16 protein-coding genes (1 of these 16 only partly in view) are annotated in these 18,053 nt (G+C 38.9%); 4 read left to right on the top strand and 12 right to left on the bottom strand.

Annotated features, from left to right (window positions below):
* Positions 1–13 precede the first annotated feature (13 nt).
* From dapD to IGJ99_RS02335, 11 genes are all read right to left on the bottom strand, one after another.
* Positions 14–709, bottom strand: a complete 696-nt coding sequence (gene dapD, locus IGJ99_RS02385) for a 2,3,4,5-tetrahydropyridine-2,6-dicarboxylate N-acetyltransferase (RefSeq protein ID WP_019723553.1) — start codon at positions 707–709, stop codon at positions 14–16.
* Position 710: 1 nt separating this feature from the next.
* Positions 711–1,430, bottom strand: a complete 720-nt coding sequence (gene dapB, locus IGJ99_RS02380; protein WP_438747577.1) for a 4-hydroxy-tetrahydrodipicolinate reductase — start codon at positions 1,428–1,430, stop codon at positions 711–713.
* Positions 1,427–2,308 (bottom strand): 4-hydroxy-tetrahydrodipicolinate synthase, encoded by an 882-nt coding sequence (gene dapA / locus IGJ99_RS02375; RefSeq protein WP_019723555.1) that lies wholly within the window; start codon positions 2,306–2,308, stop codon positions 1,427–1,429. The genes dapB and dapA overlap by 4 nt, the downstream gene beginning before the upstream one ends.
* The gene (gene dapF / locus IGJ99_RS02370; RefSeq protein ID WP_019723556.1) at positions 2,305–3,111 is read right to left on the bottom strand and encodes a diaminopimelate epimerase; all 807 of its coding nucleotides are present in this window, start codon (positions 3,109–3,111) and stop codon (positions 2,305–2,307) included. The genes dapA and dapF overlap by 4 nt, the downstream gene beginning before the upstream one ends.
* Positions 3,098–4,354 (bottom strand): diaminopimelate decarboxylase, encoded by a 1,257-nt coding sequence (lysA, locus tag IGJ99_RS02365; protein ID WP_019723557.1) that lies wholly within the window; start codon positions 4,352–4,354, stop codon positions 3,098–3,100. The genes dapF and lysA overlap by 14 nt, the downstream gene beginning before the upstream one ends.
* Before the next feature lie 274 nt (positions 4,355–4,628).
* Positions 4,629–5,270 carry a PAQR family membrane homeostasis protein TrhA gene (gene trhA / locus IGJ99_RS02360; RefSeq protein ID WP_010736330.1) on the bottom strand — a complete coding sequence of 214 codons (642 nt, stop codon included), beginning with the start codon at positions 5,268–5,270 and terminating at the stop codon, positions 4,629–4,631.
* Positions 5,271–5,361: 91 nt separating this feature from the next.
* Complete coding sequence (locus IGJ99_RS02355) at positions 5,362–6,207, bottom strand: class C sortase (RefSeq protein ID WP_438770546.1); 846 nt, start codon at positions 6,205–6,207, stop codon at positions 5,362–5,364.
* Between the two features lie 39 nt (positions 6,208–6,246).
* Positions 6,247–8,115 (bottom strand): SpaH/EbpB family LPXTG-anchored major pilin, encoded by a 1,869-nt coding sequence (locus tag IGJ99_RS02350; protein ID WP_438770544.1) that lies wholly within the window; start codon positions 8,113–8,115, stop codon positions 6,247–6,249.
* Positions 8,112–9,197 carry an isopeptide-forming domain-containing fimbrial protein gene (locus tag IGJ99_RS02345; protein WP_438770543.1) on the bottom strand — a complete coding sequence of 362 codons (1,086 nt, stop codon included), beginning with the start codon at positions 9,195–9,197 and terminating at the stop codon, positions 8,112–8,114. The genes IGJ99_RS02350 and IGJ99_RS02345 overlap by 4 nt, the downstream gene beginning before the upstream one ends.
* A gap of 27 nt (positions 9,198–9,224) precedes the next feature.
* Positions 9,225–9,464 carry a hypothetical protein gene (locus IGJ99_RS02340; protein ID WP_438770541.1) on the bottom strand — a complete coding sequence of 80 codons (240 nt, stop codon included), beginning with the start codon at positions 9,462–9,464 and terminating at the stop codon, positions 9,225–9,227.
* Positions 9,461–12,907, bottom strand: coding sequence for a SpaA isopeptide-forming pilin-related protein (locus IGJ99_RS02335; RefSeq protein WP_438770540.1), 3,447 nt, complete (start codon positions 12,905–12,907; stop codon positions 9,461–9,463). The genes IGJ99_RS02340 and IGJ99_RS02335 overlap by 4 nt, the downstream gene beginning before the upstream one ends.
* A gap of 354 nt (positions 12,908–13,261) precedes the next feature.
* Here IGJ99_RS02335 and IGJ99_RS02330 point away from each other — a divergent pair, with 354 nt between their 5' ends.
* Positions 13,262–14,758, top strand: a complete 1,497-nt coding sequence (locus IGJ99_RS02330) for a helix-turn-helix domain-containing protein (RefSeq protein WP_224434508.1) — start codon at positions 13,262–13,264, stop codon at positions 14,756–14,758.
* Positions 14,759–14,819: 61 nt separating this feature from the next.
* On the opposite strand, the gene efp is transcribed toward IGJ99_RS02330, so the two are convergent.
* Positions 14,820–15,380 carry an elongation factor P gene (efp, locus tag IGJ99_RS02325; protein WP_010736336.1) on the bottom strand — a complete coding sequence of 187 codons (561 nt, stop codon included), beginning with the start codon at positions 15,378–15,380 and terminating at the stop codon, positions 14,820–14,822.
* Positions 15,381–15,753: 373 nt separating this feature from the next.
* On the opposite strand from efp, the gene IGJ99_RS02320 reads away from it, so the two are divergent.
* The 3 genes from IGJ99_RS02320 to IGJ99_RS02310 all read left to right on the top strand — a co-directional run.
* Positions 15,754–16,671: a PLP-dependent cysteine synthase family protein gene (locus IGJ99_RS02320; RefSeq protein ID WP_023519093.1), complete on the top strand. Its 918-nt coding sequence runs from the start codon at positions 15,754–15,756 to the stop codon at positions 16,669–16,671.
* 48 nt (positions 16,672–16,719) lie between these two features.
* Positions 16,720–17,868 (top strand): cystathionine gamma-synthase, encoded by a 1,149-nt coding sequence (locus tag IGJ99_RS02315; RefSeq protein ID WP_019724150.1) that lies wholly within the window; start codon positions 16,720–16,722, stop codon positions 17,866–17,868.
* 152 nt (positions 17,869–18,020) lie between these two features.
* On the top strand, positions 18,021–18,053 hold the 5' end (the start) of the coding sequence (locus tag IGJ99_RS02310) for an S-ribosylhomocysteine lyase (protein WP_019724149.1). Its footprint extends 426 nt past the window's final position; 33 of the gene's 459 nt are visible here — the first part of the coding sequence; the start codon lies at positions 18,021–18,023; its stop codon lies off the right edge, out of view.

Genomic DNA, 18,053 nt, shown 5'->3' with positions numbered 1-18,053 from the left:
ATCCTTTCTTTGTCTACAATTCTCTTAGTGCTGCAATCAATGCGGTATTTTCTTTGGTTTGATCATCTTTTATTTTTAATACACGTGCCGGTGTACCACCAACGACCGTCTCAGGGGCAACGTCTTCTAAAACGACTGCACCTGCTGCGACGACTGCATTCTTTCCAACACGAACGCCTTCGACGATCACTGCATTCGCACCAACTAATACACCATCTTCGATCACTACTGGTTGAGCGGAAGCTGGCTCGATGACTCCAGCTAACACAGCTCCAGCACCGATATGACAATTCTTACCGACAGTCGCACGTCCGCCTAGGATTGCTCCCATATCGATCATGCTATGATCCCCGATCTCAGCACCGATGTTGATCACAGCGCCCATCATGATCACTGCTTGATCGCCGATGGTCACTTGATCACGAATGACAGCGCCTGGTTCGATGCGAGCGTTGATGTCTTTGACATCCAGTAAAGGAACTGCACTGTTTCTAGCAGTTTGTTCTAGTTCGATCGCTAAGATTTTTTCCGCTTCTTTTTCTAGTACCGGCGCGATGTCTTTGTAATCTCCAAAAACGATTGGACTATGCACTTCACCAAATACTTTCGCATTCGGAAACTCGACAGGTTCTGATACATTTAAATAAACTTTGACTGGGGTCTTTTTTTCTGCTGTTTGAATAAAACGAATGATTTCTTGTGCGTTCAACTTAGGCTCCTCCTCTAGGTTCAAATAAATCTTCTAATTGATATGAACCGGCTGACTGCTCGGCCAACCAGATACTTGCTTGAACTGCCCCTTCTGCAAAAATTCGATTTGAAAAGGCTTCGTGCTTCACTGAAAGAACTTCATCTTTGGTTGCAAAAAGGACTTCATGTTCTCCTGGAAAAGAGCCTGCACGTAGGCTATGGACACCGATTTGTTGGTCTTCTCGTGATTTGTCCGCCCATTGATAGACAGGCGTCAGCTCTCGAACAGATTGTAGTGTTTCTACTAAGCGCTTGGCTGTGCCAGAAGGTGCGTCTTTTTTTTGGCTGTGGTGTTTTTCGATTAATTCGATCTGCCAGCTGGCTAAGTCTTTAGCTGCTTGTTTGATCAAGCGATTCATCACCATGATCCCTAATGAAAAATTAGCACTGTAGAGTACAGGGATCGTTTGAGCTGCTTGGGCGATTTCAGCAAATTGCTCTTCGGTATAGCCTGTTGTGCCAATCACCAGTGGGACTTGGTGAGCTTTGCTGTATCGCAAGATTTTATCCAAACCAGCTGGATGAGAAAAATCGATCATGACTGCTGGTGTCTGAGCAAACGATAATTCCTCCGTTGCTTGTAAGGATTCGGTCAAATTCAATGGCTGATGTTGATATTCTTCGGTAACTTCTGCAATTCGCTTACCCATTTTTCCACTTCCGATGATCCCTATATTCATGTGCTTGCCCCTCCGTTTTCTGTTAACAGTGCGATAAGTTGTTGCTTTTTCTCCTCGCCTAATTCAATCAGTGGTAGTCTTAATGGTCCAGCAGGTAAGCCTAAATGATTCATTGCTGCTTTCACTGGAATTGGATTGGTTTCACTGAATAAGGCATTGATCAACGCTAAATGAGTCAATTGTTTTTCTTTTGCTGAAGGACTGTTTCCGTTTAAGTAATCATGAACTACTTCATGGACTACTTTTGGCTGGATATTTGCCCAAACACTGATCACACCGATACCACCAATACTTAGAATAGGTAAAATCAAATCATCATTGCCACTGTATAGTGCAAATGATTCATCAATCAGTTGCGCCACTTCCATTGTATAGGACATATCACCAGAGGCTTCCTTGATGCCGATGATTCGTGGATGCTTCGCTAGTTCTGTTAATACAGGTAACGAAATCGTCATCCCTGTTCGTGACGGTACGTTATATAAGATGATTGGTAGCGAGGAAGCGTCTGCGATCGCTTTAAAATGAGCCAGTAACCCTACATCACTCGTTTTATTATAGTAAGGGGTGATCACTAATAATTGGTCTGCCCCAAGTTCAGCAAAGCGTTGGACTTTCTTGACCGTTTTCGCCGTTGCATTTGATCCTGCACCAGCAATCACTGGGATACGTCCATTGACTTTTTCAACGGTGAATCGTACGATCTCTTCCTCTTCCTCCTCAGATAGTGTGGGTGATTCCCCAGTTGTTCCAAGGACCAGTAAGCCGTCTGTTTGTTCTTTCAGATGAAACGCAATCAGCTGCTCCAAGCCTAGATAATCCACTGCACCTGTTTCCGTCATTGGTGTCACTAACGCGACAATCGAACCTTTGATCATGCCTCTACCTCCAAATTTTTATGCCATTCATATGTGGCTGGTCCCGCCATCGTGATCGTTTTATCGCCAGAAATCAGTAAATCGCCTTGCTCTAAATGAATCGTCGCTTGTAAGCCGGAAAGGTAGCCTTGATCTCTTGCGACGACATACGCTGCACAACAACCTGTACCACAAGCTAGTGTCCAACCGACCCCACGTTCATACGTGCGGACGATCAATTCTTCTTCATTGACAGATTGGACAAAATTGACGTTTGTTTTTTCTTTGAATAAGGGATGATGGCAGAGTTTTTCTCCAGTCTCTTTGGTTAATTCAGCCAACGCATCTTCAACAAAAACAACTGTATGGATCGTCCCCATGAATAAACTAGTCAGCTCTACCTTTCGCTCATCAATCGTCAGCGTTTGTTTGATGATAGGTGTTGATTGCGCTACGCCTACTTTCTCTGGTCGGTAGTCCGGCGAACCCATGTCGACTGTGCAATAAAAAGGCTTTCGTGAATGGATTGTCACATGGATCATCCCAGCAAGCGTTTTGACCGCAAATTGTGGCGCTTCAAGTAATTGTTGATCGCTGACATAATTGGCAAAACAACGGATACCATTGCCACACATCGGCGCACGGCTACCGTCTTTATTGTAGTAGATCATTTCTAAAGGTTCGGTTTTAACAGCAATCAATCCATCCGTATCGTAAGCCGTAGGTGCACATAAGCTTTGAGCCAAATGACTATAGTCGATCGTTTCATCGTAATCTAAGAGAATAAAGTCATTGCCACAACCATTATATTTATAAATCTGCATAGACTTCTCCTCTCAATAGATCCGCATAAGTTTGCCGACGCACGACTTCTCTCGACACGCCATCTTTGACAAAAACAACTGCTGGTCGCAGTGCACGATTGTAATTGCTACTCATCGAATATCCGTAGGCTCCTGTGGCATACACTGCCAGAAGATCACCTGGCTCTGCAGGAGGCAACTGTGTTTCTTGGATCACCACGTCTCCTGATTCACACATTTTTCCGGCAACCGTCACTTTTTCTGTTTTTTCAATGTCTAGTTTATTTGCCAAATCACAGGTATATTCTGCTTGATAAAGTGCCGGTCGAATATTATCTGTCATCCCACCATCCACAAAATAATATTTCTTGTGAGGTGTTTCTTTGATATAGCCGACTGTATAAAGTGTTGTTCCGGCTTCACCAACGATACTTCTCCCAGGTTCAATCAATAAGCGATCGATCGTTAAGTTTCTGTCAGCTAGCGTCTGCTCTGTGTGTGTAACCAGATGTTTGACTGATTCTGCAATTGGTAAAGGTGTGTCCGCTTCGGTATAACGGATACCAAAGCCCCCTCCCAGATTTAAAGAAAGCGGTTGTTGAAAATCTTCAAGGTAGGTAACCAGCTGGTCGATCTCAGCCAGCCAAGCAGTCATATCAAAGATTTGTGAGCCGATGTGGGCATGAAAGCCTTCCAATCTAAGAAATTCACTTTGTTGGATACGTGCAATCGCTTGTTGGCAAACATCGCTATCGTAAAGCATGCCGAATTTTGAATCGATATGTGCGGTGACGATGTATTCATGGGTATGTGCTTCGATCCCTACGTTCAATCGCAACATGATCTGTAGCTTTTTCTGATATTCTCGGCTTAACTCTTCCAAGACTTCGACTTCCATCCCATTATCTGCAACAAAATGGCGTATATCATTTTCAATGGCATATCTTAATTCATCAATCGTTTTGTTGTTGCCATGGAAATAAATATCTTCTAAAGGAAATCCAGCTTGTAACGCGGTATAAATCTCCCCACCACTTACGACATCTAGACCTAACCCTTGTTCAGCAATTAGATGGAGTAATTCTACCGTTTGAAAGGCTTTAGACGCATACAAGATCTTTGTTTGAAAAGAATCAGAATCAAAGTTCAGCTTAAACGACTTTATCGTTTCTTCCATCTTTTTTTCATCATACACATATAGGGGTGTTTGATATTCATTTGCTAATTGACTCACTGGAATTTCGCCGATCGTTAATTCTGTCATTCTCTTTTCCCTCTTTTCAAAAAATTATTTTCTCATCAAATTGAAATATCCTTAGATTATAATTTGAATTTTATTTGAATAATATTAAACAAAATTGTTTGAATTGTCTAGTTTAAATCGCTATTTTCAGCAAAAATGTTTAATTTTTCAATTTTATTGCATACAGAAAACAAAAAATAAAAAACCACTATTTATTTTCACATAATTCTCTTAGAAACAGACAAAAAAACTGACCAATAAATTGGTCAGTTTTTTGAATCATATTTTCCTTAAATCAATTACTTACATAGATTGCTAAAAACATCAACGCTGCACCTAACATGACAAATAGATGCCAAATCACATGGGTGAATCGTCTGCTTTTCATGCTATAAAATAGTGATCCCACAGAATAGGCGATTCCTCCGCCAACTAGCAGTAGCAAGCCAGTCAAATCGATATTCTGATAGAGCTTAGGTAGCACAACGATGATTGCCCACCCCATCACATTGTAAATGATCGTTGAAACTTTTGATACCTTGTTTGTCTTTGTTAAAGTCAGACATTTATAGATGATGCCAATCACTGCTGTCGCCCAAATAACACTTAGCAAAACTAGTCCTGTCGTTCCTTGCACGACTAGCAGACAAAATGGCGTGTAGGTTCCAGCAATCAAAAGGTAGATCGAACAATGATCAAATACCTGAAATACTTTTTTTGCTTTCGTAAAAATCAAACTATGAAATAACGTAGAAGAAAAGAATAGCAGAAAAAGAGAACTACCATAAATCGCAAAAGCGACATAATCTAAGGTCGTATGGGCGCGATCCATCAGCAAATTGAAGCAAAGCAGACTTAACAAAGCTGCAATCCCATGGGTCACCGCATTTAATACTTCATTGACGATTTGGTACTTTCGGCTAAATTCTATCTCCATCTTGATCCACTCCATTTCGTTTGTTCAATTTCATTATACATGAAAGATGTTATGTTTACAAAAACTTTATCATCTAGTTTCCGAAACTATATTATTTTTTAATAACTTTTGTAAAATATTTTATCATCATGATAAGAAATAGCAACAAAAACACACTGATCAAGCCATTTACGAGTAAAAATGCAGTACGCTTCGCCCGTTTCACTTTTTCTAACGATTCTTTTATTTCTTCTGGTTCAACAGCGACCCTGTGTCCGCGTACTAATAAACGGTGACTGTTGACCATATATGGAGTACAAGTAACCAGTGTGACTAAATCTTGATTTTCTTGGATTTGTAGCGCTTCTGTTTCTGTCGGTGCTACGGTTTTAATCTGATCGACTTGATACGCAAGATACTGTCCATTGATTTCAATATAAAAGTGATCTTCTATTTTTAATTGAGGTAAATCTGTAAACAATTTTGCTTGCGGCAAGCCTCGGTGGCTGGAAAGTACCGCATGTGTCGATTTGCCTCCGATCGGGTATGAGGTGCCCTCGAGCAGACAAGCGCCTTTTTCCAATAGTTTCGTCGTTGTTTGATCAAAAATCAGTAAGCTGACATTGATTTTGGGGATCGTCAAAACACCAACGGTATGTGATTCGATATACGATTTCTGAGATTTTTGATCATTCTTTTTTTTCTTGGAAAATGGGTCTGCTTCTGGCATCGCTACGTTTGATGCCAGTTGTTCATTTTTTTTGATCATCCGCTTTTGTAATTCAGCAAGTTCTGTCGCATGTTCAGACTTTGCCTTTTTTTGATAATTTTTGATGATCTGCTGGTCGAGATAATTATTCAACGTATCACTGACAAAAGGATACGCCAAGCTGAGGACACCGATAAAAAATACCGAGAACATGATTAGATCTAACAGACGCCATTTTTTTTGTTTCATTTTATTCTCCTCAGCGAGTCACTTGTTCTTCATTTGATACTATTTAACTTTTGGTCGTTTTAGCCAGTATGCACCCACGATTGTCAGTAAAACCACACCTAAGAAAATGTACAATGAAATGCCTTTGCCACCAGTTGCTGGTAATGTCCCTTTGTGTTTGTTTGGTACTTTCTCTGGTGCAACCAATTCACCTGCAACAGCATAAGATTGCTGATCGACCTTAAACGCAATTCGTTCAGTTAGTTTCACATAATTGTTTGGTGCTTTTGTTTCTTCTAAATAATACGTACCATAAGACAAGCCTGTGATATCCACTAATCCATCACTTGTTGTCGTGAAAATCGTTGCTTCTTCCTGTGAAGTCGTCCACGCTACTGCTTTTGTTACTGGATCAATGATCAAATATTTCGCTGTTGCTTCATCTTGATCACGTACCACAAACGAAGCGTCTGCTAATGGTTTGATATCAGCTACTGCTCCATCTACTTTAATGAATCGTTTCCCACCTGTCAGTACTTCCACAGTTGGTGGTGTTTGATCTGTCGTATGTCCAGTATCAACATTTGCTTCGTTGTTATAGCCTTGGGTTGGTTCTGCTAACTGATTCAAATGCATGTAATAAACAAAACTCAACGTACCACCTGGAGTCAATGAAGGAATATAAGTTGGTTCAATCGTTACTGTGAAGCCGTTTGTTTGTTCAGTTACGTGGTAATTTGTTGAATCAATGATCGTTTCACCATCGTAAAGTGCATAACCTGTTTCTCCCGTTGATTGGTTCATGAATGTTAAAGCTGGATCATGTGTATCAATCAATTTGAAGGTGGTATATTTATTGTTTGATCCTTCTTTATCCGCGATCCCAAGAGGAATATTGACGCTGATCTCATAATTGATCGGTTCTCCGATTGCTACGTCTTGCCCATCTAATTGCGGCGTTTCTTTTTCTACTTTCGTCGTATCATTTTTCACTGTAAGTTCAACTGGCGTTTGGCTACCAGCAACAATTGTGAATGGTGTCTTCGTTTGCTCAGTGATCATCGCTGCATTTTCAGGTGCTTTTACTTCTTCTAACACATATTCGCCAACTTCTAATCCAGTAATGAGTATTTGACCTTTCTCTGCTTCATTTTCAGCAACGTCCTCTTCACCGATTTCATAGCTTTTGCCAGTCACAAAGTGTTTTGCTTTAGATTTGTCAGTTGTCCATGTATACATTCCTTGTGCCACACTATGCAAATATTTGGCAACACCTGCATCTTCTTTCACAATGACAAATTCCGCACCGTTTAGTGCTTCGCCTTCTGCTGAACCTACTTTTTTGACCTTCAGCGTTCCTTCATTTTCCACGACATTTTTAGGATATAAATGAACTACGTCTAATTCTTCTGTCCCATATTGATATGAACCGTCGGATTGTTTGATCAGTTCATATACTGGAAATGCCACAACCATATTTGCAGCAGCTGTTACTCCTGATTTTGCTTCTTCTTCAATCACATAAACTGCATCTTTTCCAGCTTGTTTTTTTGGCAATGCTAAAGAAAGATCCCCCTGAGCGTCTGTGGTACCAGAAAGAAGAGCTGTGCCAGAAGTCTGTGATTGGACGATCGCTTTTGCTTCTTCAATCGTCGCGCCATTTTTTCTTGCTTCAGCAAATGATTCGGTGACATCATACACATGGAACGTCACATCTGCCAACCCTTGATAGTTGTTGAATTCAGTCATTTCTTTCCCTGTATTTTGGATCTCTTGTTGTGGGAAATCTAACATTTTCTTTTTGTGGATCACCAATTGTGCATCCATTCCTTCAGCAAACACTTGTGGATTAGGAAGTAATGCCACCAGTGTAAGTAGTGATGAAATAAGACATAGTAATACTTTTTTGAAATTTTTTCTATTCTTCATTCTTCTTTACTCCTGTTCTTTTGATAAATAATGAAACTACCTATGATCGATATGCCACCAATCATACCAACACTTATTTTTTCGTCAGTTGTTTTTGGAAAAAGAAAACTCGTTTCTTGTTTCTGATTAGTGATTTTCAAAGGTTCACTAGGTTGTCCATTGATGGCATATGACATACTTTTTACGACAAACGAGACAGCATAAGGATTTCTTTTATACCCTTTTGGTGCTTTGATTTCTTCAAGTAAATATTCTCCGTCTGCTAAGCCATTGATGGAAAATAAGCCATTTCGATCAGAAGTCAGCGTTATTGCATCTCTTGCTCGTTTTTTCCAGCAATATTTTCCATCTTTCAAATGCAGGTATTCTTCCTGTTGGTTTTTGATCATAAACATTGCATCTTCTAGCACCTGTTGTTCCTTATCTTTTGTAACTTTTTGAAACCACTTCCCTCCTGTTCGAATACGTGTACTTCGTGACAATGATGCTGTTCCGATATCTAATGTCGCTTGATTGATGATCGATTGATCAGCGATTGCATCTTGTCGTAAACGCATCTGATAGTTGATCCTCACTGTTTTACCTGCCAGATCTTGCAAGTCTTGACCGTTAAACGCAATACTGAATCCTTGACTATGGCTATGAAACGTCAGATTTTCCAAGTGTTTTTCTTCACTGTGGACTTTGAGCGATTCAGTTAGCAACTCCAACTCTTTCGTCGCACTGTCAGTGACTACACATGTTTCTTCAGTTGCTATTCCATTTGGAAACTGGATATCCAATTGATAGTAGATCTTTTCACCAATCGAATAAGTGTTTTTTTCCTCTACAAGCTTTTTTTCAAAGACGATCGCAGATGGCTCTTGGTTCATTTTAGGATAGAGATGGATTGCCTTTTGTGGGTGATCATATGAATCATAAAGAGGCAAAACCACGACTACATTTTGTGATCCTACAAACGCATCTGCTATGTGAGTGGTTTCGTTCACTAAATAAACGTTACCTATTTGATTCGTTGACTCACGTAGATCAAAGATTGCTACATCTTCTCCATCATTGTTCGACTTCACCAGTTTTTCCATTAGAAAAGAACCTGCTGAAGTACCTTGTCACGCAATGATTTGTTGTGTTTCTTCGACAGTAAATCCTTTTTTACGTAATTGATAAAATGATTTTGTCACATCGTAAACCGCAAAACTCGCTTTATGAGATTCCGTTTGTTTATCTGATGAGGGTTGCGTAGTATGGACAATCAACTGGACCATCTCTTGTGTTTGGGCGATACACGTTTTGGCACCACCAACTAACAGAAAAGGCAACAACAGCAAGAACCAATAATACTTGGTCAACTTGAAATGCCTCCTCGTCTCATCCCCCTTAAATAAACGACAAATGAAACAATCGCAAGGATACCTAATAATAGGAAGCCAAGTCGGCCAGATCCTCCGGTTTCAGGCATTGGGATCAATGCCTGATTGGTGATGACCAAATGGATTTGGTTGTTCGTATGATCAGTTTGTAACTGGATTTCTGATGGTTCACCATCTACAGTTACTTTTCCATCCGTTTGGATAACGATCTGTACGGGTTGCTCTAACCCCAGATAACCTTCTGGTGTTTTGATTTCCTCCAACGTGTACTCACCCGGTTTTAGGTTCTCAAAAACAAATGTATCAGTTGCTTTATCGTCGTTTGGTAATTCAACCTGTCCATCTGAACCGGATAGTCGGAAGACTGCCCCTTTTAACACCTGTCCTGTATCCGTTTGCTTTAGGACTGTTAAATCAAAAGGTTTGATTTGATTCATATGCGTCAATGTCCAAACGGTATCTTCCTCTACATTTTCTCCGTCATAGAGAATCGTACCGTAAGGGTCAACTTTAAATTCATAGTTTCCTGGAATCGTATCGTAACCAAGCGGTCCTGCTGTTTCTACTAAGCGATATTCACCCGCTTTTTGTATCACGAATTCTGCCAATCCTGATGACGCGGTAACTTCCTCTTTCAGTGTATGATAGGTTCCTGTTTCTCCTTTTATTTGTAAAGCAAAAGTTGCTCCTGCCAGATTGATTTTTTGTTTGTCCTTTTCGGTATATTTTCTTATGGCTATCGGAAGGTCTGCAAATGGATTCTCAATCGTCAATTGGATCACTTGATCAGTGACTGTAGCTTGTTGTTTGTCCACTGTTACTTCCCCATTGTCAGAAATAGCAATTTCCCACGCCTGCTTTTCCGATTTTTCATGTCCAGCAGGTGCACTGATTTCTGTCAATGTATAAGATTTTCCTTTTTCAAGGCGTGTGCCTTCTGGCAATGAATAGGTACCATCCTCATGGTCGATCAGCTGAATCTCCTGACCTTCAATCGTTAGTTGAAACACTGCTCCTTTTAGGAGATGGTCAGCTGACGAAGTTTTCTTGGTTATTTTTAAATCTAAAGGAACAAATTGTTTTTTATTTTTCCAAGTCGTTGCGTTGACTTTTTCTGATTGATATCCTGGTACATCTAACTCATTCACCGCTTCATAGTGAAATTCTTGCCCTTGATTGTTGTGTTTTGGCAAGCTGAGGGTTTCACGAGACGCTTCACTGGACGCTAGAAGTTTGGTGATATTGGTTCGCTCCCAAACATTGGTGTTCTCCTCTTCCGGTTTACTTAATTGTACATAGCCACTTTCCCAACTAGATGTTTCGGTGATTCCTGTTCGCTTGATTTCGTAAATCACTTTCTCTGGTCGAGTCGTCGTATCTTGATCAAATTCTTCCCATTCTTTGAAAAAATCAAGAGATACACCTGGTGCTTTGGCTGACGGCACACCGAATTTAGCAAGAACATCTGGGTTGCTCGTTGGTTGGAAGATTGTTTGCCCATTCATTTGATACCAAGTATCAGTCTCGAACATTTTGCTTTCTGTTTGGAGTCTCACTTGATAATGTAGTTGGATTTCTTGCCCTTTTTCTAAATAGATTTTATCGACGTTGATCGTTTGCCCATCAATAGAGAGAAGTGGCTCAATCGATAGAGGGGTTGTCCCTACACTTGTAACAGAAGCGCTGTCTGGTTGATAAACAAATGGATCAATGATTGGATCAGTGATTTTTCCATCAACGACTGTTCCAGAAAGCTGCACAGCTTTTTTGGCTAGATAATCAGCAATATCTGTAGACTCATTGGCAGATTCATAATATGCCGTGCCGTCTTCACCAGTGGAAACCATCTTACGCATTCGACGTTCTACTTCCTCTTTCGTGATGCCTTCAGTTTCATCTCCTTGCAACTGTATACCCAAGCCATGGATCTCGATTCCTCGTTGTTTCAATGCCATTGCTTCACCAATCGTTGCTGTAAACGTTGAATTGATCCAACGCCATTGTGAATATTGGTCTCTAACAGGTACAAGATAAGGCGGGGAAATTTTTGAAGTATATTCGGGATGATCGACTTGATTGCTAAAAGTCGCGCCATAATAACTAACGTCCTCTTCAGTCACCACACTTGATACGTGATAGGAGCATGTCGGAACACCATCAGTCAAAAGAACGATCACCTTTTTGTGACCATTTTGTTCAGACAACATCTCGCCTGCCTGACGTAAACCATTTTGAGTAAACGTACCACCACTTGTTGAATCAGGTGTGGCTGCTTGGATTTCTTCCTTTACAGAATCAAATCCTGCAATCGGTATCGTTCGATTGTCGTAGCCTTCACTAGAAAAACCAACATAACCTAAATTGATTTTTTCCGTTACACCACTTTCTGATAAGGTATCGACAAATCGATCAATCCCATTCTTCACTTCAATAATACGATTGTCCTCATTCATACTGCCAGACCAGTCAACAACCAGAACGACATCTAAAGGAGGGATATTTTTTTGGGTATTTCCTCGAACATTCAGATACAAGTCAAACAATCCAGGAGTCGCTGTCTCTTTGGCAAATTTACGGATTGCGTAATCGGCTTCTTCTTTTTCCCCACCATATTCAATATAAGAATTGTTTTGATTGGTTGGGTCACCATCCCAATTCGTCAATCCATCCCATTGTGATTGACCATGACGATTCCCTTGATGATTTCGTACATTCTCGTCATTTTCCGGTTGCCACATCGCTTGCGGATAGGTTCCTTGCTCATCTGTGGTATATTCCGGTTCAATCGTCGCTAACCCTTTCGGTTTCAACTGTTCATTGAATAATTGTGGTTGTTCAAACGGACGATATTCGTTTTTAGCTATCGATGAATCATCCGACACCTCACTGTTTTCAGAAGAAGTCGTGGTTTCAGACGTTGGTTCACTCGTTTGTGCAGTTTCCTGATTCTCGTTATCTATAGAAAATGAAAAGGAAGCTGGTTCAGATAAAAGTAACTGACCCGTTTTTTCTTCTATCTGAATATTGAGTTGAAATTCTTTGCTCGTACTCGGCAATTCAATGGTCAATTCTTTTTCTTCAATGGCTTGAGAAAAATCACCTGCTAGCCATTTTCGTTGTTGCTCATCTGTGTATTCTTGATATTCCTGAGAAACATAAGAGGAAAGCAGATTCGTTTCAGGTGCATCTTTTGGATGTAACTGGAATAAAAATCTGTTTTCTTGTGTTTGCTCATTTAATCGATACACGACCGTTAGCTGACGATCTATTTTCCTAATACTTACTTTGCCATATTCATTATTTAAGACTTCAATGGTTGCCTCTTCATTAGCTGCCACAGTCTTTCCTTTTTGGAAATAGAAATAGGTGACGAAAAATAGAGAAAATAGACAGAAAACGATGAAATAATTTCGCTTCTTCATTTATGGATACCTCCTTAGAAAAACTTTAAAATTCAATTAGATAATATAAAAAAAAGAAAAAATTCACTAATCTTTCTAGTTCTCTTCTCTTTTGTCTCTAACTATTAAATTACAGTTATTTTAAGTAGCTTTAAATTTGATATAGTAAAACGAATACATTGAATGATTAGTTATTTAAAACCGATTTATTATTCTTTTCTCTCACAAAATATACTCATTGAGCAATAATTTTGAGACAAATTTAAAAAAAATATTTCTAAATCCGGTAGAGTTTTTTTAGAAAATTGAGACAAGTATTTACAAGGAAAAATAAATACGGTATTAATAATAAAAATATAAAAAGAAGGTGAAGAATTGATTGAAAAAATTTTATTAGATGACCATGCAAGAATGAAATTAAATGTGTATGGAAAGATAATGACCTTATGGTCGGGGGAATATAGTTTAGATCATGTACGAGAAAACTTAGATTTCTATTTCAGTCCGACCCGTTTCAAAAAAATCCTATGTGCTATAGAAGATGATTTAGAACAATTTACTGATATTAAACTGTTACATACTAAAAACAAGTTATCCATTCCTGAACAACTTGTTCAATATACCCAATACCAACATTTCCTATCAACAGAAAGTGTTCCTTATAAATTATTGATCAGTCTTCTGACTGAACAAGATGAAGATCTTGCAGCTTTTTGCAATCGCCATTTTATCAGCCGCTCAACATGTTTTCGACAAACAAAAAAATTGGCTGAATATTTGAAGGAGTACAATATCAATTTGAATTTATCGAATCTTACCTTATCTGGTTCTGAAATGCTGATTCGTATCATTTTTTTCAACTTCTTTTGGTTTGTTTCATTAGGAGAAAGTCTGGATAGTATTCCTTACAGCCAAGAAGTTCGCGCATTGATTTATAAGCACGAAGGATCGCAACACAAGAATAAGTTTGATTTAGGAAAAAAACAAGCTAGTCTCCATTGTCTGATTTGTTTGCTGAGGATCGAAAATAATCATTTTACGGATATCTATCGATTATCGAGAGATTCCTTTATTCCAAGTGAAACAAACATTGACTTTTTTTACGACTTCTTCAAAATTGCGAATCTTCGTTTAGATATCTTAGAGGTAAACTCTTTGTTTTATTTGTTCTATTATTGGCCGTTTCTTACCTCTAATCAAGATATTCGTGTGCCGATCGTGCAACATTCCTATCAACAACCGAGTAATGAGATCAAAGCTATTTTAGAGGAATTTCAAGAGCACTGTCAGACATTTATTGGTACATTCCATTTTGAAAAAGAGCCCGCTTTGCTTTTGAATCTCTATCTATCCATCGGTAACTTTAGCATGTTCAAGCAAAAAATTCCTTTGACCACATTATTTATCTCTTCTTATATTCAAGATAAATACCCACTTTTACGTATCTTGACAATCAAAATCGAAGGGTTTTGGAAAAAAATCGCACAACGAAAAAACTATACCTGGTTGAAATCTTGCGTAAGTGAATTAGCCTTTCTACAAGCCAGTTTACTTTATCCATATTATTCAGAAATCGATGAAAACTATAAATTGAAAGTTGGGTTTGTCAACGTCTCTGAGCATCTGATCTCCGCAGAAATCTTGAATTTAGGCAAGAAGATCCCCTTTGTAGATATCGAGCGACTCACGCTTCCCATCACTGAAGAATATGACTTTTTCATCTTTGGTTCCCCCCTGCTGATTCCTAATGGTCTTGATTCTTCTAAGTATACAGTCCTTGATTTTTGTCATTATAGAGACTTTGAGACAAATCTGTATCAACGACTGTTAGAAGTCCATCATTTAAAACTACAAACATTGTTTGCTGATTAACTGATTAATATAAAAAAAAGCTTTTAAGCATCCTGCTTAAAAGCTTTTTTACTACACTCGGTTATTTTGCACGTTTTACGTATGAACCTTCTGCTGTATTGATTTCTAGTAATTCATCCGCTTCAATGAAATCAGGAACATTGACTACTAAGCCTGTTTCCATCGTTGCAGGTTTACCAGAACCAGTCACTGTCGCACCTTTGATCGATGGTTGTGTTTCAACGACACGTAAGACAACTGTTGTTGGTAATTGGACACCAATCACTTCGCTACCGAAGAATTGGATTTTAACTTCCATGTTTTCTAAGATAAATTTCATTTCTTCAGCTACAGTTTCTACAGGGATCTCATATTGTTCGTATGTTTCTAGATCCATAAAGAATGCTGTATCATCCATTGTGTATAAGTATTGAACTGGTTTTGTATCAATGTGTGCTTTTTCAAATTTTTCGTCTGGTCTTAGTGTCGTATCATAAGTAGCACCAGTACGAACATCTTTTAGCTTCATACGCATCACAGTATTTCCTTTACCAGGTTTGTGATGGCTTGCATCAATTACTTTGATCAATTTTCCGTCTTGGACAAATGTCATTCCGGCTTTTAAATCGCTTGCTGAGATCATTATTTTTTGCTCCTTTTTTTCTTAATCATAATCACCCTTATTGTATCAGACAAACGTCTATAAAACTAGGAAATTATTGCTTTTCAAATGATAGTCTTTGACTTTCTTATTTTTTCATGCTATTTTTAATTAAATCATTATTGGAGGGATAAACATGGCAATCAATTACTTAAAACAATTGAAGTGTTGTTGTATGGTGTATAAAAACAGCATACTGTTTGCCATGTCTATTAATTGCCCTTCATAGTTGAATGAAAGATCTCTTTCTGTAGTGAAAGTGTTTTCTTTCTTGGTCTTTTCAATTTATGATCTTACGAGGAGCTGATTAAATAGTCAGCTCCTTTTTATTTTACTTTTTTGGAGGTTTGGATTCGTGATCATTTCATCAATTACTGAAGCAATCGGGCATACACCCGTCTATAAATTTACTGCGCAAGATTTTCCTATGCCAAAAGATTCCGTGATCTATGCAAAACTGGAATACTTGAATCCAGGAGGTAGTATCAAAGACCGTTTAGGTTTGTATTTATTGACTTCCGGTCTTGAGAGCGGAAAAATCGATCAAGAAACAACGATCATTGAGCCAACTGCTGGTAACACAGGGATTGGTTTAGGTCTGGCAGCTTTGAAATTCAATTTAAAAACAATTTTTGTCGTACCAGAAAAATTTAGTATAGAAAAACAAAAAATCATGCAGGCACTAGGCGCAAAAATCGTACACACTCCTACAGAAGAAGGAATCGTTGGTGCGATCGAAAAAAGTAAACAATTAGCTTCTGAGATCCCAAATAGTTATGTTCCCTTGCAGTTTGAAAACCCAGACAATCCAGCCACTTATTACCAAACATTGGGGCCTGAATTGTTTCAAGAATTGGAAGGGTCAATCAATAGTTTTGTTGCCGGTATTGGAAGTGGTGGTACGTTTGCTGGAACCGCAAAATTTCTAAAAGATCGTTTACCTGAACTTCGCCTGATTGGTGTTGAGCCAGAAGGATCAATTTTGAATGGTGGTCCTTCACATGGGCACGAAATTGAAGGCATCGGCGTTGAATTTGTCCCCCCTTTTCTTAGTGAGTTGACAATTGATCGATTTGAAACGATTTCTGATGCTGAAGGATTTGCTTACACACGTCAACTAGCAAAAGAACACGGATTATTAGTAGGCAGCTCGAGCGGAGCCGCTTTTGCCGCAGCCTTAAAAGAAGCACAACGTCTACCGAACGGACAGTCTATCCTGACCATATTTCCAGACACGTCCGATCGTTACTTATCAAAAAATATTTATCTGTAAGCAACAAACGACACAATAAACTCAATGAAGAAATTGGAGGAAATAATTATGCATATTCAAACAAAATTGATCCATGGTGGTATTAGTGAAGATCCGACAACCGGTGCAGTTAGCGTACCGATCTATCAAACATCGACTTACCGCCAAAATGCAGTTGGACAACCGAAAGAATACGAATATTCACGTTCAGGTAATCCAACACGTTTTGCTTTAGAAGAATTGATCGCAGACTTAGAAGGTGGCGTTCGTGGCTTTGCCTTTGCCTCAGGTCTAGCAGGAATCCATGCAGTCTTTTCCTTATTCCAATCTGGAGATCACATTCTCTTAGGCGATGATGTCTATGGTGGAACTTTCCGTTTATTTGATAATGTTCTTACAAAAAATGGGTTAGAGTATACGATCGTCGATACAAGTAATCTTGCACAGATTGAAGAAGCAATTCAAGACAATACAAAAGCTTTGTACCTAGAAACACCAAGTAATCCTCTACTTAAAATCACCGATTTGAAAGCAGGGGCTGCCATTGCAAAAAATCGTGACCTGTTAACAATCGTGGATAACACATTTGCTACACCATACTTTCAAAAACCTTTAGAATTAGGCGCTGATATTGTTTTACACAGTGGCACAAAATATCTAGGCGGGCATAGTGATGTCGTTGCTGGATTAGTTACGACAAACAACCAAGAGTTGGCGGAACAAATTGGTTACTATCAAAATGCCATCGGTAGCGTATTAGGTCCACAAGATAGTTGGTTGATGCAACGCGGGATCAAAACTCTTAGTGTGCGTATGGAAGAACATCAAAAAAATGCCTATGCTGTAGCAGAATTATTAGCGAACCATCCTGAAGTTGAAGCAGTCTATTACCCTGGTCTAACAACCCATAATAATCATGAAATTGCGAAACAACAGATGTCCGGCTATAGCGGAATGGTTTCCTTTACCTTGAAAAACGACGCAGATGCAATTCCTTTTGTAGAAGCTTTGCAACTATTTATCCTCGCTGAAAGCTTAGGTGGTGTCGAAAGTTTAGTGGAAATTCCTTCTGTGATGACTCATGCCTCTGTACCTAAAGAAAAACGCGAAAAAGCTGGAATCAAAGACGGATTGATTCGTTTATCCGTAGGAATCGAGTACGCCCAAGATCTTTTAGATGATTTGAACCAAGCCTTTACCCAATTGAAAAATCACTGATCCATTTTATCTTTAAAGAATTGAAAAAAAATCAATCAGTTTTCTACACCTGACCTGCAATAAGTGTTAGAATTTAGATAAATCGACCCAATCTTTTTAGAGGATTTTCATTTCCCTAAAAAGAATCATCAGATAGTTAGGAGTAATTCAATATGAAAATGAATGTCGAAAGTTTTAATTTAGAC

Source organism: Enterococcus sp. AZ095b (genome assembly GCF_051714725.1).
GTDB classification, from domain to species: domain Bacteria; phylum Bacillota; class Bacilli; order Lactobacillales; family Enterococcaceae; genus Enterococcus_B; species Enterococcus_B pernyi.
This window is presented reverse-complemented; position numbering and strand designations above follow the sequence as displayed.

Excerpts from the sequence above, each read along its gene's own strand:
- dapB (WP_438747577.1), bottom strand. The coding sequence starts at position 1,430 with ATGAATATAGGGATCATCGGAAGTGGAAAAATGGGTAAGCGAATTGCA.
- dapA (WP_019723555.1), bottom strand. The coding sequence starts at position 2,308 with ATGATCAAAGGTTCGATTGTCGCGTTAGTGACACCAATGACGGAAACA.
- dapF (WP_019723556.1), bottom strand. The coding sequence starts at position 3,111 with ATGCAGATTTATAAATATAATGGTTGTGGCAATGACTTTATTCTCTTA.
- lysA (WP_019723557.1), bottom strand. The coding sequence starts at position 4,354 with ATGACAGAATTAACGATCGGCGAAATTCCAGTGAGTCAATTAGCAAAT.
- trhA (WP_010736330.1), bottom strand. The coding sequence starts at position 5,270 with ATGGAGATAGAATTTAGCCGAAAGTACCAAATCGTCAATGAAGTATTA.
- IGJ99_RS02355 (WP_438770546.1), bottom strand. The coding sequence starts at position 6,207 with ATGAAACAAAAAAAATGGCGTCTGTTAGATCTAATCATGTTCTCGGTA.
- IGJ99_RS02350 (WP_438770544.1), bottom strand. The coding sequence starts at position 8,115 with ATGAAGAATAGAAAAAATTTCAAAAAAGTATTACTATGTCTTATTTCA.
- IGJ99_RS02345 (WP_438770543.1), bottom strand. The coding sequence starts at position 9,197 with ATGGAAAAACTGGTGAAGTCGAACAATGATGGAGAAGATGTAGCAATC.
- IGJ99_RS02335 (WP_438770540.1), bottom strand. The coding sequence starts at position 12,907 with ATGAAGAAGCGAAATTATTTCATCGTTTTCTGTCTATTTTCTCTATTT.
- efp (WP_010736336.1), bottom strand. The coding sequence starts at position 15,380 with ATGATCTCAGCAAGCGATTTAAAAGCCGGAATGACATTTGTCCAAGAC.
- IGJ99_RS02315 (WP_019724150.1), top strand. The coding sequence starts at position 16,720 with ATGCATATTCAAACAAAATTGATCCATGGTGGTATTAGTGAAGATCCG.